12 protein-coding genes are annotated in these 14,041 nt (G+C 67.8%); 2 read left to right on the top strand and 10 right to left on the bottom strand.

Annotation, left to right across the window (positions count from 1 at the left end):
* Positions 1-381: 381 nt before the first annotated feature.
* From HWX14_RS22815 to phnS, 7 genes are read right to left on the bottom strand one after another with little or no spacing between them, the layout of a single operon-like run.
* Complete coding sequence (locus HWX14_RS22815) at positions 382-936, bottom strand: phosphonate degradation HD-domain oxygenase (protein WP_175884606.1); 555 nt, start codon at positions 934-936, stop codon at positions 382-384.
* 4 nt (positions 937-940) lie between these two features.
* Positions 941-2,395, bottom strand: coding sequence for a phosphonoacetaldehyde dehydrogenase (gene phnY, locus HWX14_RS22810; RefSeq protein WP_175884605.1), 1,455 nt, complete (start codon positions 2,393-2,395; stop codon positions 941-943).
* Positions 2,392-3,702, bottom strand: a complete 1,311-nt coding sequence (phnA, locus tag HWX14_RS22805) for a phosphonoacetate hydrolase (RefSeq protein WP_175884604.1) — start codon at positions 3,700-3,702, stop codon at positions 2,392-2,394. Before phnA ends, phnY begins: the two co-directional genes overlap by 4 nt.
* On the bottom strand, positions 3,699-4,559 hold the full coding sequence (phnV, locus tag HWX14_RS22800; RefSeq protein WP_175884603.1) for a 2-aminoethylphosphonate ABC transport system, membrane component PhnV: 861 nt from the start codon (positions 4,557-4,559) through the stop codon (positions 3,699-3,701). The genes phnA and phnV overlap by 4 nt, the downstream gene beginning before the upstream one ends.
* Entirely contained in the window at positions 4,549-5,469 is a 921-nt protein-coding gene (phnU, locus tag HWX14_RS22795; protein ID WP_175884602.1) for a 2-aminoethylphosphonate ABC transporter permease subunit, read from the bottom strand. The genes phnV and phnU overlap by 11 nt, the downstream gene beginning before the upstream one ends.
* Positions 5,447-6,550 (bottom strand): 2-aminoethylphosphonate ABC transport system ATP-binding subunit PhnT, encoded by a 1,104-nt coding sequence (gene phnT, locus HWX14_RS22790; RefSeq protein ID WP_175884601.1) that lies wholly within the window; start codon positions 6,548-6,550, stop codon positions 5,447-5,449. Before phnT ends, phnU begins: the two co-directional genes overlap by 23 nt.
* Positions 6,551-6,584: 34 nt before the next feature.
* The gene (gene phnS, locus HWX14_RS22785; RefSeq protein WP_175884600.1) at positions 6,585-7,676 is read right to left on the bottom strand and encodes a 2-aminoethylphosphonate ABC transporter substrate-binding protein; all 1,092 of its coding nucleotides are present in this window, start codon (positions 7,674-7,676) and stop codon (positions 6,585-6,587) included.
* Positions 7,677-7,937: 261 nt separating this feature from the next.
* Between phnS and HWX14_RS22780 the strand changes: the two genes are divergently transcribed.
* Positions 7,938-9,047, top strand: a complete 1,110-nt coding sequence (locus tag HWX14_RS22780) for a 2-aminoethylphosphonate--pyruvate transaminase (RefSeq protein ID WP_175884599.1) — start codon at positions 7,938-7,940, stop codon at positions 9,045-9,047.
* 102 nt (positions 9,048-9,149) lie between these two features.
* Here the strand turns inward: HWX14_RS22780 and HWX14_RS22775 are convergent, their stop codons facing one another.
* The 3 genes from HWX14_RS22775 to aroQ are packed head-to-tail and all read right to left on the bottom strand — an operon-like array spanning position 9,150 to position 11,840.
* Positions 9,150-10,496: an MFS transporter gene (locus HWX14_RS22775; RefSeq protein WP_175884598.1), complete on the bottom strand. Its 1,347-nt coding sequence runs from the start codon at positions 10,494-10,496 to the stop codon at positions 9,150-9,152.
* Positions 10,497-10,533: 37 nt separating this feature from the next.
* Positions 10,534-11,388, bottom strand: a complete 855-nt coding sequence (locus HWX14_RS22770) for a shikimate dehydrogenase (RefSeq protein ID WP_175884597.1) — start codon at positions 11,386-11,388, stop codon at positions 10,534-10,536.
* A complete protein-coding gene (gene aroQ, locus HWX14_RS22765) occupies positions 11,385-11,840 on the bottom strand; it encodes a type II 3-dehydroquinate dehydratase (protein WP_006489476.1) in 456 nt (151 codons plus the stop codon). The genes HWX14_RS22770 and aroQ overlap by 4 nt, the downstream gene beginning before the upstream one ends.
* 258 nt (positions 11,841-12,098) lie before the next feature.
* Here aroQ and HWX14_RS22760 point away from each other — a divergent pair, with 258 nt between their 5' ends.
* Positions 12,099-13,991: a sugar phosphate isomerase/epimerase and 4-hydroxyphenylpyruvate domain-containing protein gene (locus HWX14_RS22760; protein ID WP_175884596.1), complete on the top strand. Its 1,893-nt coding sequence runs from the start codon at positions 12,099-12,101 to the stop codon at positions 13,989-13,991.
* The last annotated feature ends 50 nt before the right edge of the window (positions 13,992-14,041 follow it).

Below are 14,041 nucleotides of genomic sequence, written 5' to 3'. Positions count from 1 at the left end.
GATCAGCTCGCTGCCATCAAGCGCCCACACTTATCGGCTGTTAATTTTTAAAGAGCGTTTCTGCGAGGACCCGGAGGTTTCTCAGCAGCGCTGCGTTTTCAGCAGCAGAGAAGCGAGATTATGAACCGTGTTTCGCAGTTCGTCAACAACTTTCTGAACCACTTCGTTGCGACTGCGGGGCTCAACTTCTTGTACCGCCAAGGCTCGCTACCACCGAACCCCAACAGCACCGCTTCCCTTCCTTCCGCGCCGCGTTTCCGTTAGCGCGAAAGAGGCGTGATTCTAAGCAGCTCACGCAGTGAGCGCAAGGGGTTTCGCAAAAAATAAAGGCGCCGCACGCGGCCGCGTGCGACGCCTTATATAGAAGCGGCCGAACCGTCGTCAGGAAGCCGCGCGCACCTGACGCGCGACGATCTCCATATAGTGATCGAGATCCGGCGTCACCTTGCCCTCCTCCTTCGCCGTGTCGTCCCAGCGGCGCAGGCGCAGCGCGTCCTCCGCGAACGGGCGCTGCAGGAACGCTGCCGTTTCCTCTTCACTGAAAATGCCGCCCTGCAACGCCAGACTGCGCACCGAGTCCGGCGACAGACTCTCGAAGTAGCCGGCGTCCGTGCGGCACAGGCAACGCTTCGCGTCGACGTGCAGCCGGATCGGCTCCAGCACCGCATCGGCAAACAGCGGCCGCAGGAACGGCAACACGTAATACTGATGCAGATCGTCGATCCCGCGCGCGCTCGGCGTTTCGCCCTGACGATTCAGCAAGTGGCCGAGGTCGTGCAGGAACGCCGCCGCGACCAGCGCTTCGTCCGCCCCGGACTCCTCCGCCAGCAACCCGCTCTGCAATGCATGCTCGAGCTGCGTGACCGGTTCGCCGCTATAGGCCACATGGCCGTGCTCGCGATACAGCCCGTGGATCTCTTCCACCGTCAGCGCCATCCGCTCACTCCCAAGGCAGCGAAAACGTCTTCAGGTTCGTGAAGCTCTTCATCGCCTCCTGGACGCCTTCCTTGTAACCGAGCCCGGAATCCTTGATCCCGCCGAACGGCGACAGTTCGATCCGGTATCCGGGCACCTCCCACACGTTCACCGTGCCGACGTTCAGCTCGTTCACGAACCGCACGACGGCCGCCGTGCTGTCCGTACAGACGCCCGACGACAACCCGAATGCCGTGCCGTTGCTGATCCGGATCGCGTCGTCGATCGTGTCGAACGCGATGACGGGCGACACGGGCCCGAAGGTCTCCTCGCGCACGATCGTCATCGACGGATCGACGTTGTCGAGCACGGTCGGCGCATACAGCGCGCCGCGCCGCACGTTGCCGGTCAGCAGGCGCGCACCCTGCGCGACCGCCTCGTTCACGCGCGCCTCGAACAGCCGCGCCGCCGCTTCGTCGATCACCGTGCCCATTTCGTTTGCAGGATCGAACGGATCGCCGTATTTCCATGCGCGCGTCTTCTCGACGAGCAATTCGGTGAACGCGGGCGCGATCGAGCGCTGCACCAGCATCCGCTTGACGGCCGTGCAGCGCTGGCCCGAATTCCGGTACGAGCCGAGCACCGCCAGCGACGCCGCACGGTCGAGGTCGGCATCGGCGAGGACGATCAGCGGATCGTTGCCACCCAGCTCCAGCACGATGCGTCGATAACCGGCCCGCGCGGCGATCGCCTTGCCGATCGCGACGCCGCCCGTGAACGTGATCAGCGACGTATGCGGATGCGTGACGAGTTCGTCCGCGATTTCGCGCGGATCGCCGGTCAGCACCTGCAGCATCGGTTCCGGCAGGCCGGCTTCGTACAGCAGATCGGCCAGATAGAACGCCGACAGCGGCACCTTCTCCGACGGCTTCACGATCACGCGGTTGTTGGTCGCGATCGCCGGCGCGATCTTGTGCGCGACCTGGTTCATCGGATGATTGAACGGCGTGATCGCGACGATCACGCCGTCGAGCGGCTGGCGCTGCGAGAACACGCGCCGCGCCTTGCCGTGAGGCGTCAGGTCGCACGAGAAACTCTGCGCGTCGTCGCGCAGCGCCTCGACCGCCGCGAACTTCAGCACGTCGGCGACGCGGCCGATCTCGTAGCGCGAATCCTGTTTCGACAGCCCCGACTCGAGCGTGATCAGGTCGGACGCCTCCTCGGTGCGCTCGCGCAGCAATGCAGCCGCACGTTCGAGGATCTGCGAGCGCGCGTAGCGCGTGAGCGTCGGCCGGTAGGCCATCGCGTAATCGAACGCCGCGCGCACGTCGTCGACGCTGGCGAGCGGCGCGGTGCCGACACGGGTGCCCGTGTACGGATCCGTGACGTCGAGCGTGCGCTCGCGCATCGCGCGCGTGCCGCACCAGCGCAATGCTTCGGCACGAAACGACGGATGATCCTGCCGCGGATGAGCCATCATGTCGCGATCCGGTTCAACACGAAATCGAACACGTCGAAGTTGCGCGGGCGACGGGTGGGATCGTCGCGCTCGATACGGCGATTGAACAGCAGCGGCACTTCCTGCTCGGACACGCCGCCATGCGAACGCAACGGCACCGTGAGACCCGACAGGTCGTGTTCGCGCTCGCGCGTGCCGAGCGTCATGTCGCGGCGGCCGATCACGACGAGATCGCCGATCCGGTCGGCCGGCAGTTCGAAACGCGCGGCGGCTTCCGCGTTGTCGAGCACGAGCTCGACGCCGTCGAGTCCGCCGACGCGCCACATCGCCTCGGCCCGGTCGACGCCCGGCGCCAGGTAGATCGTCGCGAACGAACCGAGCGCACCGTGGTGCACGACGTACGGATCGGTGATCGGCAGAATCACGCGCGCAGCCTGCGTGCCGTACCAGCCGTCGAACGCATCCTGCAGATAGATCACGTTCGGCCGGCCCGTCGCCGGATCGTGCTTCGCGTTCATCCCGTGGTCGGCCGTGACGCCGATCGCCCAGCCAAGCGTGTCGAGCTGCGCGAGGTAACCGTCCATCATCGCGTAGAACGCGTTCGCGCCGGCACTGCCCGGCTCGCACTTGTGCTGCACGTAATCGGTGGTCGACAGGTACATCAGGTCGACCTGCCGCGTCTGCGCGAGCCGTACGCCGGCCGCGAACACGAATTCGGACAGCGCCGCGCTGTACACGTCCGGCGACGGCAGGCCGACCCAGTCGAGCACGTCGACGATCCCGTTTTCCGCGAGATTGGCCTGCGCGGCCTTCTCGGCCGAAAAGCAGATGCCCTTCAACTGCCAGCCGAGCAGCCGGCGCAGCTTGTCCTTCGCAGTCACGACGGCCACCCGCGCGCCGGCGTGGGCCGCCGCCGCGAGCAGCGTGCCGGCGCGCAGGTAGGCCGGGTCGTTCATCATGACTTCGGCGCCGCGCCCGCCGTCGGCAGCCGGATCCCAGAAATAGTTGCCGCAGATGCCGTGCACCGACGGCGGCACGCCGCAGACGATCGACAGGTTGTTCGGGTTGGTGAAGGTCGGCACGACGCAATCGGCGCGCCATGCGGTGCCTTGCTCGATCATCCGGCCGATGAACGGCGCGACGCCGGCTGCCACCGCGCGTTCGAGATAGTCGTATTCGCAGCCGTCGACACAGACGACGACGGTCGGCTCGACCGGCAGCCGGTAGGGCCGGCCGTTGACGTCGATCGAGCGTCCCGCGAGATTCGTCGAGCCCTTGCCGGCGGCCCATTGCTCGCCGGGGCGCCGCAATGCGAACGCGGCGTTCATGATGCCGCCCGCTTGCCGCGCGGCACGCGCGCGGCGATCAGCAGCAGCGCCGCGAGCGACGCGCCGAGCATCAGCAGCGACAGCGCCGATGCCGGCAGGTAATAGCCGCGCTCCACCTGACCGATCACGACGATCGGCACGGTCGCGAAGCCGGGCGGATACACCGTCAGTGTCGCGCCGAGTTCGCCGAGCGACAGCGCGAAGCCGAGCGCGAGGCTCGCGCGCAGCGCCGGCACGAGCTGCGGCAGCAGCACGCGGCGCAGCACCATCGCGGGCGGCGCACCGAGGCTCGCGGCGGCCTCGCGCAGCACGGTCAATTCCGGGCGCAGCGCGGCGGCCGCGCAGCGATAGCAGAACGGCAGAATCAACGCGAGCTGCACGAGCACGACGATCGCCGCGGAGCTCGACAGGTCGAGCGGCTTCTGGTGATACGCGATCAGCACCGCGAGCCCGAGCACGACGCTCGGCACGCCGTTCGGCACCATCACGAGCGCGTCGACGACCGCGCCGAGGCCGCGCCGGTCGCGCCCTTCGAGCGCGAGCGCCAGCCACAGCCCGAGGATCGTGCCGAGCGCCGATACGCCGAAGCCGATTTCGAGGCTCGTCAACAGCGCATCGTATTCCGGCGAGCCTAGCCGCTCGAACCAGCGCAGGCTGTAGCCGGCCGGCAGAATCGTGCCCGACCATTGCGTCGACACGCTCGACAGCGCGACGACCACCACCGGCAGCACGAACAGCCAGAAGCACGCGAACGCGGCCAGCGCGAGCGCGGCGCGCGACGCATGCTTGAGCAGCGCGTCGGTCCAGCCGATCTGGTGACGCGGCACGGCCTGCCCGATACGGAATTCAGCGGACATCGTTCCCTCCCGTCGCACGCCGGTTCACCCGGCGATAAACCGCATACAGCGCCAGCGACAGCGACAACATCACGACCGCGCCGGCCGACGCGGTCGGCAGGTCGAGATCGACGGTCGCGCTGCTGTAGATCGCGACCGGCAGCGTGACGAGCCGCGCGCTGCCGAGCACGAGCAGGATGCCGAACTCGTTCAGCGTCAGCAGGAAGCACAGCACGGTGCCGGCGGCGATGCCCGGCCACGCGATCGGCAGCACGACGCGGCGCGCGAGCATCCAGCCGGGCGCGCCGAGGCTGCGCGCGGCTTCGATCAGCCGCAGGTCGAGCGTCGCGAACGACGCGAGCGTCGGCCGCACGACGAACGGCGTGTAGAACACGGTCTGCGCGAGGATCACGCCGCCGATGCCGAACAGGAAATCGAGCGGCGGATGCTCGAGATGGAACAGATGCTGAAGCGCGATGCTGATCGACCCCTGCGAGCCGTACAGGAAGATCAGCGTGAACGCGACGAGGAACGACGGAAACGCGACGTACAGCTCGAGGAAGCGCGTGACGAGCGACGCCCCCGGGAACGGCCTGAAGAACAGCAGCGCGGCCAGCAGCACGCCAAGCACCGACGCCGTGCCGGCGCTCGCGAACAGCACGCCGAGCGTCGTCAGCAGCACGTTGCGCGTGTCGGGATTGCCGAAGAAGGTCCGGTATGCGGCGAAACTGAGCCCGTGATCGCCCGACACGCTCAGCAGCACGAGCCGCACCAGCGGATAGACGACGAGCGGGCCCAGCACGACGATCGCGAGCGCGGCCAGGTGCAGGTCGCCCATGCGCTTGCGGCGCCGCGCAGCGGCGGCATGCGCGGCGGCCGACGCGAGCACGTGCGGCGGCAGGCCGGCTTCAGGGCTCGATAAGGACGACATCGTCTGCCTCGTAATGCAGGGACACGCGCGCGCCGCGCTCGGGAGCCGCGCCGCGGCCGCGTTGCATCGTGACGCGCACGGGCTCGTCGGGCGCCGCGTCGATCACGACCGCGATCGACAGGTCCGCGCCCTGCCATTCGACGGACGACACGGTGCCGTGCAGGCCGCCGGCCGCGGGCGGCATCACGGTCAGGCGCTCGGGGCGCACGCACGCCACCTTGCCGCGTATCTCGTGACGCGGATCGCCGAGCGGGAAGATCACGTGCGGCGGCAGCAGGTTCGCCGGGCCGAGATAGCGCGCGACGTAGCCGTCCTGCGGCGCGTCGTACAGCTGCTGCGGCGTGCCGAGCTGCGCGATGCGGCCGTCGCGCATCAGCAGCGCGCGGTCGGACAGCACGAGCGCGTCGTCGCGATCGTGCGTCACGCAGACGACGGTCAGGTTCGGCAGGCGCTCGTGCAGCGCCTTCAGTTCGCTGCGCACCGATGCGCGCAGGTTGGCGTCGAGCGCCGACAGCGGCTCGTCGAGCAGCAGCACGTCGGGCTCGATCACCAGCGCGCGCGCCAGCGCGACGCGCTGCTGCATCCCGCCCGACAGTTGCGCGGGCAGATGATGGCCGGCATCGCCGAGCTGCACGAGCTTCAGCGCATCGGCGACGCGGCGCGTCACTTCCGACGACGCCATGCCGCGGGCGCGCAGCCCGAATGCGACGTTCTCGAACACCGACAGGTGCGGGAACAGCGCGTAATTCTGGAACAGCAGACCGAGGTTGCGCTTGTGCGGCGGCGCATGGGTCAGGTCGCGTCCGGCGACGGTCAGCGTGCCGGTCAGGCCGTCGGCCTTCACGAACCCGGCGATGAAGCGCAGCAGCGTGGTCTTGCCGCAACCGCTCTTGCCGAGCACGGTCAGAAATTCGCCGGCGCCGATCGACAGCGACAGATCTTCCAGCACCGTGCGTGCGCCGTAGCGCACGCTCAGATGCTCGATCTGCACGCCGCCCGGCGCGCCGGACCGCAGCGTCGCGTGCGGCTCGGCGGCGCCGAATGCGCCGGGATGGGTCAGGGCGGTGTCCACCGGGTTCATCCTCTTGCTCGCTGATACAGGCGGCGTGCGCCGATCACTTCGGCTTGACGACGTCGAGCTGCTTGCCCGAGCTGCCGATCACGTCCTTCTTCCAGCGCTCGATCCATTCCGGCTTCTTCGCCATCACCTGGGTCCAGTCGACCGGAATCAGCTTCACGCCCGCGATCGCCTTCTTCACCGCTTCGCCGTTCTTGCCGGCCAGCGGCACGTCGGTGCGGCCCGGGATGCCGTACATGTCCGGCACCTTCGACTGCACTTCCGTCGACATCAGGTAGTCGATCAGCTTCCTGCCGGCGTCCTGGTTCGGGCCGCTCTTGATCAGGCCGATGCCGTACGGCAGCTGGAACGTGGTCGGCTGGTCGCCGGCCTTCGCGGCCAGGAAGATCGGCTTGACGGACAGCGCGCCGTGTTCGGCGTCGTCGAGATCCATCTGCAGGTCGCCGTTCGCGACGCTGATCTCGTTGCGCGACAGCAGCACGTTCAGGTAGCCCGTGCCCTTCGTGTGGAACTTCACGCTCTGCGACAGCTTCGCGAGGTAGTCGAACGCCTTGTCCTCGCCCATCAGCGACGTCGTCAGGATCAGCACGGCCATCCCGTCGCCGGCCGTGGCCGGGTTCGAGTACGCGACCTTGCCGGCGTAGGTCGGCGCGAGCAGGTCGGCGAACGTCTTCGGCTGATTCTTCACGACGTCCGGGTTGATCGCGAACGAGAAGTAGTTGTTGACGAAGGTCGCCCACGTGCCGTCCTCGGCCTTCGCGATGGCCGGCACGTTCTTGTAGTTCACGCTCTGGTACGGCTGCAGCAGGCCCATCTGGCCGGCTTGCTGGATGAACGGCGGCAACGTGACGATCACGTCGGCCTTCGGGGAATTCTTCTCGATGTTCGCGCGGTTCACCACCTCGCCGCTGCCCGCCGTCACGATGTTGACCTTCACGCCTTCCTTCTTCTCGAAAGCCGGCAGCACATCGCGATAGAGGTTCTCGAGGCCGTCCGCCGTGTACAGCACGACCGCGTTCGCCGCGTGCGCCGGCATCGCGGCGCCTTGCAGCAGACCGGCGGCGCAGGCGGCCAGCGCGAGCTTGCGGAACGCGCCGGCGGCGGCGCGCGAGGGTTTCTGCAGTGTCATCTCACTTCTCCGTAGGCGGAACACCAAACGGCCGGGGCACGATCCGGCTCTCCTGTTGTCTCCGGGCAGACCGCTGGACGGCCCGCCTCGCTACCGCGGTCAGACTGGGTGTCGCGCGGCAACCGAAGGATCACAGCGTTCGATGACAAAGCCGTGACGAATGCCACAATTTCCAAAAAATGACACATTTTGCCACTATCATGCAAGTCATTCAGAAATGCCGTTCGGCGTTTCGTTCGCCCTTCGCTGGAGGAAAAACCCATGCCCGACCCGATCCTGCTCACACCCGGCCCGCTCACCACGTCCGCCACAACACGCCACGCAATGCAACATGACTGGGGGTCGTGGGACGCCGCTTTCAATCAACTGACGGCCAGCGTCTGCGCGGATCTCGTCGCCATCGCGGGTGGCGGCGACGCGTACGTGTGCGTGCCGATGCAGGGCAGCGGCACGTTCTCGGTCGAAGCGGCGCTCGGCACGCTGGTGCCGCGCGACGGCGTCGTGCTGGTGCCCGACAACGGCGCGTATTGCGCGCGCATCCTGAAGATCCTCGGCCGGCTCGGCATCGACGCGATCGCATTGCCGTTCGGCGAGGATGCGGCCGTCGACGCGGCGGCCGTCGAAGCCGCGTTCGTGCGCGAGCCGCGCATCACGCACGTCGCGCTCGTGCACCTGGAAACGAGCGCCGGAATCCTGAATCCGCTCGACGCGATCGCGGCCGCATGCCGGCGGCACGGCAAGCGGCTGATCGTCGATGCGATGAGTTCGTTCGGCGCGCTGCCGATCGCGCTGGCGGACAGCGGCATCGACGCGCTGATCTCGGCCAGCGGCAAATGCCTGGAAGGCGTGCCGGGAATGGGATTCGCGATCGTGCGGCGCGACGCGCTCGACGCAAGCGAAGGCAACTCGCCGTCACTCGCACTCGATCTCCACGATCAGTACGCGTATCTCCGCAAGACGGGGCAATGGCGCTTCACGCCGCCGACGCACGTGATCGCCGCGCTGCGTGCCGCGCTCGACCAGTACCTCGCCGAAGGCGGCCAGCCGGCGCGTGGCGCGCGCTATGCGGACAACTGCCGCACGCTGGTCGAATCGATGCGCGCGCTCGGCTTCGTGCCGTTCCTCGATGCGAGCGTGCAGGCGCCGGTGATCGTCACGTTTCACGCGCCCGACCATCCGGCCTACGATTTCCGCCGCTTCTACGACGCAGTGCGCGACGCGGGCTTCATCCTGTATCCGGGCAAGCTCACGCGGCTCGAGACGTTCCGCGTCGGCTGCATCGGCGCAATCGATGCGGGCGATATCCGGCGTGCGGTCGCCGCGATCGCGGCCGCGGTCGAATCGCTCGGCATCGCGATGCAGCACGCATGAAGTGGCGTGCATGCCGGCCCGCCCGCCGGCACGCGCAAACAAAAAAGCCCGGCGGCCGATTGGCCGCCGGGCGAACGCACCGACTGTGCGGGGAACAGGTGCTTACAGCTCGATCCGCTTGATGTCGCCGACGACGAAGATGTACGACAGCGCACCGACCAGCGCGATCACGCCGATGAACACGAGCGCGCCGACGAACGAGCCGGTCGACGCGACGATGAAGCCGACGACGAGCGGCGTGATGATGCCCGCGAGGTTCGCCGCGAAGTTGAAGATGCCGCCCGTCACGCCGAGCAAGCCGTCCGGTGCGATATCCGACACGAGCGTCCAGCCGAGTGCGGCCATGCCCTGCGCGAAGAACGCGACCGACATGATCGCGATCACCGCTTCGTTGCTTTGCACGTAGTTCGCGAGAATGATCGTCGACGCGAGCAGCAGGCCCGCGATGATCGGCAGCTTGCGTGCGAGGTTCGCGGACTTGCCGCGGCGCAGCAGCCAGTCGGAGAAGATGCCGCCGAACATCACGCCGACCGACGCGGCGATGAACGGCATCACCGCGAAGAAGCCGATCTTCAGCCAGCCCATGTGGCGCTCGGTTGCCAGATAGGTCGGGAACCAGGTCAGGAAGAACACGAGCGTCGAGTTGCCGGCGAACTGGCCGAGGCAGATGCCCGCGAGCTGGCGCTTCTTCACCAGCTTGCCGACCATCGACCAGCTGAACTTGGCCTGCTTGTCGCCCTTGTCGCCCTTGTCGCCGGCCTTGCGCGCACCGTGCACGAGGCCGCCGCCCGCTTCGATGTACGCGAGTTCCTCCGAGTTCGCGCCCGGATGGTTGCGCGGCTCGTGGTAGAACTTCCACCAGACGAGGCCGAACGCGATGCCGACCGCGCCGACGACCCAGAACAGCGAGCGCCAGCCGAATGCGCCCATCAGCGCGAACAGCACGGGGCTGAAGAACGCGAGGCCGATGTATTCGCCGACGGTATAGGTGCCCGTCGCCATCGCGCGTTCGTTCTGCGGGAACCACGTCGCGACGACGCGGCTGTTGGTCGGGAAGCATGGCGCTTCCGTCACGCCGAGGCCCAGCCGGCACGCGAGCAACGTCGCGATGCCCGGCACGAAGCCTTGCAGGAACGTGCACAGCGACCACAGCGTCATCGACCAGTAATAGGTGACCTTGCTGCCGAAGCGGTCGAGGAACAGGCCGCCGGGCACCTGCATCGCCACGTACGTCCACGAAAACGCGGAGAACATGATGCCCATCACGGCCGCGTTGATGCCGAGCTCCTTGGTGAGCTGCGGTGCAGCCACACCCAGCACGGTGCGGTCGAGATAGTTGATCATCGTGCCGATCGCGAGCAGCGCGAGGATCTTGTAGCGCGCCGATGTGCGCCGGACCGTGCCGGCCGCCTGCGCCGGCGCGGCGCTCGTGTGGGTGGTGTGCTGCATGGTCGTCTCCTGGTCTCTTTCTGTGTCTGTAAGGGGGTCAGCGCGCGACGAGCGACTGAAAATGACCGAACATTCGCTCGGCGTCGGGCGTGCGCCCGGTGAAGAGCTCGAACGCGTCGACGGCCTGGTACACGGCCATCCCGCCGCCCGGCAGCGTCGCGCAGCCGGCCGCGCGCGCGGCGTGGATCAGTTCGGTTTCGAGCGGAAAATACACGATGTCGGCCACCCACATGCCCGCATGCAGCAGCTCGGCCGGCAGCGGCAGGCCCGGATGCTTGGCCATGCCGGTCGGCGTGCAGTGGATCAGGCCGGTCGCGGCGCGCATCGCGGCCGCGAGATCGCTGCCCGGCGTGACGCGGGCGGCGGGAAAGCGCTGCTGCAATTCGCCCGCCAGCGCGGTGGCGCGCGTGCCGTCGACGTCGAAAATCGTCAGTTCGGCCGCGCCCATCTGCAGCGCCGCATGCGCGACGGCCGCGCCCGCGCCGCCCGCGCCGAGCAGGACGACGCGTTCGAGCGACGCGCCGGGCAGCCCGCGGCTGAACGATTTCGCGAAGCCCGACCAGTCGGTGTTGTGGCCGATCCGCTTGCCGTTCTTGAACAGCACGGTGTTCACCGCGCCGAGCGCACGCGCGTCGTCCGACAGCGCATCGAGGTGCTCGATTACGCGCTGCTTGCACGGATGCGTGATGTTCAACCCGTTGTAGCCCATCTGCTGCGCGGCCTCGAGCAGTTGCGGCAGCGCGTCGACGGTCACGCCGAGCACGTCGAGATCGATGCGCCGGTATACGTAGCCGAAGCCCTGGCGGAACCCCTCTTCCTCATGCATCGCGGGCGACAGCGAACCGCCGATGCCCTGGCCGATCAGGCCGATCAGAAACGACGGGCGGCTCATCGTGCCGCTCCCTGCGCGAACAGCGTCGCCAGGCGTTGCAGCGCGAACACGTAGCCTTCGGTGCCGCAGCCGCAGATCACGGCTTCGGCGATCGCCGATATATACGAATGGTGGCGGAACGCCTCGCGGCGATGGACGTTCGAGATATGCACTTCGATCACCGGCTTCGCGATCGCGGAAAGCGCGTCGGCCAGCGCCACCGACGTATGCGTATAGGCGGCCGGGTTGATCACGATGCCGTGCGTGTCGTGACGCGCGGCATGCAGCCAGTCGATCAACTGGTGCTCGGCGTTCGACTGGCGGAACTCGATTTCCAGCCCGAGCCCTTCCGCCGCCGTACGGCAGCGCTGCTCGAGATCGGCGAGCGTTTCCGCGCCGTAGATATGGGGCTCGCGGGTGCCCAACAGATTCAGGTTCGGGCCGTTCAGCACCAGTACCTTGTGCTTGCTCATCGTGTTTCTGCTCCTGAAACAGGGGCGGACCACGATCGGCGCCGCCCCGAAGACATCGGAATTTGGCGCTAGTGTGCGCCCGTGCAAGCGGGCTGTCTTTCCGGGTTTTCGCTAATTTGTACCATCTAGTTAGTTTGTACAATACGGATGACTAGCCCAGTAAATTCGGGATATGGCGCCCGCGGCGAACTCAACGACTGGTTCATTCAGGGTCGATTCGACCGGCGTCATGCCCCGCTCATCCGCAGGAATCGCCCCATGCAGCGCTCGATCGCCACCGTGTCCCTGTCCGGCACGCTCGCCGAGAAGCTCGCCGCCGTCCAGGCCGCGGGCTTCGACGGCGTCGAAATCTTCGAAAACGACCTCGTCTACTTCGACGGATCGCCGGCCGACGTCCGGCGCATGGCCGCCGATCTCGGCCTCGACATCGTGCTGTTCCAGCCGTTTCGCGACTTCGAGGGCGTGAGCGCGGCCCAGCTCGCGCGCAATCTCGACCGCATCAAGCGCAAGTTCGACGTGATGCATGCGCTCGGCACCGACCGCATCCTCGTCTGCAGCAGTGTGGCGGCCGACACGATCGCCGACGACGGGTTGCTCGTCGACCAGCTCGGCGTGCTCGCCGAAGCCGCGCGGCAGGCCGGCGTGGTGGCCGCGTACGAAGCGCTCGCGTGGGGCCGCGTCGTGAAGCGGTACGGCCACGCGTGGAAGCTCGTCAATGCGGTGAACAGCCCGCACCTCGGCCTCGCGCTCGACAGCTTCCACACGCTGTCGCTCGACGATTCGCCGGACGGGATCGCCGACATCCCCGGCGACCGGATCGCCTTCGTGCAGATCGCCGACGCGCCGAAGCTCGTGATGGACGTGCTCGAATGGAGCCGCCACTACCGCTCGTTCCCGGGCCAGGGCGACTTCGACCTGGCGCGCTTCACCGCGCGCGTGATCGAGTCGGGCTATACGGGGCCGCTGTCGCTCGAGATCTTCAACGACGGCTTCCGCGCGGCGCCGACCGCGCTCACGGCCGCCGACGGTCATCGCTCGCTGCTCTATCTGGAAGACCTGACGCGCGCGCGGCTCGCGCAGGCGGGCCGCGCGCCGGCCGCCAGCCAGCCGCTGTTCGCACCGCCCGCACCGCCCGCGCACGTCGGGTTCCAGTTCATCGAATTCGCGGTCGACGCGCAGGCGGCGGCGACCGTCGGCGAATGGCTCGGCCGGATGCGCTTCCGGCTCGCCGGCCGGCATCGCTCGAAGGACGTGACGCTGTTCCAGCACGGCGCCGCATCGATCGTGCTGAACGCCGAGCGCGACTCGTTCGCCGATGCGTTCTTCCAGCAGCACGGGCTGTCGCTGTGCGCGTCCGCGTTCCGCGTCGACGACGCCAAAGTGGCGTTCGAACGCGCGGCCGGCTTCGGCTATGCGCCGTTCTCCGGCCGGGTCGGGCCGAACGAGCGCGTGCTGCCGAGCGTGAAGGCGCCGGACGGCAGCCTCGAATATTTCGTCGACGAAGCGCCGGATGCGCCCACGCTGTATGAATCGGACTTCGTGCTGACCGACATCGACGGCCCGAGCGAAGTCGGCCCGCTGACGGGCATCGATCACGTGTGCCTCGCGCTGCCGGCCGACGCGCTCGACACGTGGATCCTGTTCTTCAAGACGGCGTTCGGCTTCGAGGCCGAGCGCAGCTGGCTGGTGCCCGACCCGTACGGGCTGATGCGCAGCCGCGCGGTGCGCAGCGCCGACGGCTCGGTGCGGATCGCGCTGAACGCATCGGTCGACCGTCACACGGCCGTCGCCGAATCGCTCGACCGCTACCACGGCACCGGGCTGAACCACGTCGCGTTCCGCACCGACGACATCGTGAAGACGGTTGCCGCGTTCGCGGCCGACGGCGTGCCGTTCCTGCGCATTCCGGCCAACTACTACGACGATCTCGCCGCGCGCTATGCGCTGCCGGACGAACTGATCGACACGCTGAGCGCGCATCACCTGCTCTACGATCGCGACGAGCAAGGCGGCGAATTCCTGCATGCGTATACGGAACTGGTCGACAACCGCTTCTCGCTCGAGATCGTCGAGCGGCGCGGCGGGTACGACGGCTACGGCGCGGCGAATGCGGCCGTGCGGCTCGCCGCGCAGGCGCAGCGCAGGAAATAAGGAAAGAGGGCGACTCGGAGTTTGGGGCCGGACCGCGCTCGCGATTCGGC

Source organism: Burkholderia sp. BCC0044, assembly GCF_902832955.1.
In the GTDB taxonomy this organism is placed as follows: domain Bacteria; phylum Pseudomonadota; class Gammaproteobacteria; order Burkholderiales; family Burkholderiaceae; genus Burkholderia.
The sequence above is the reverse complement of the archived record's forward strand: the minus strand, read 5'-3'. Positions and strand labels throughout refer to the sequence as shown.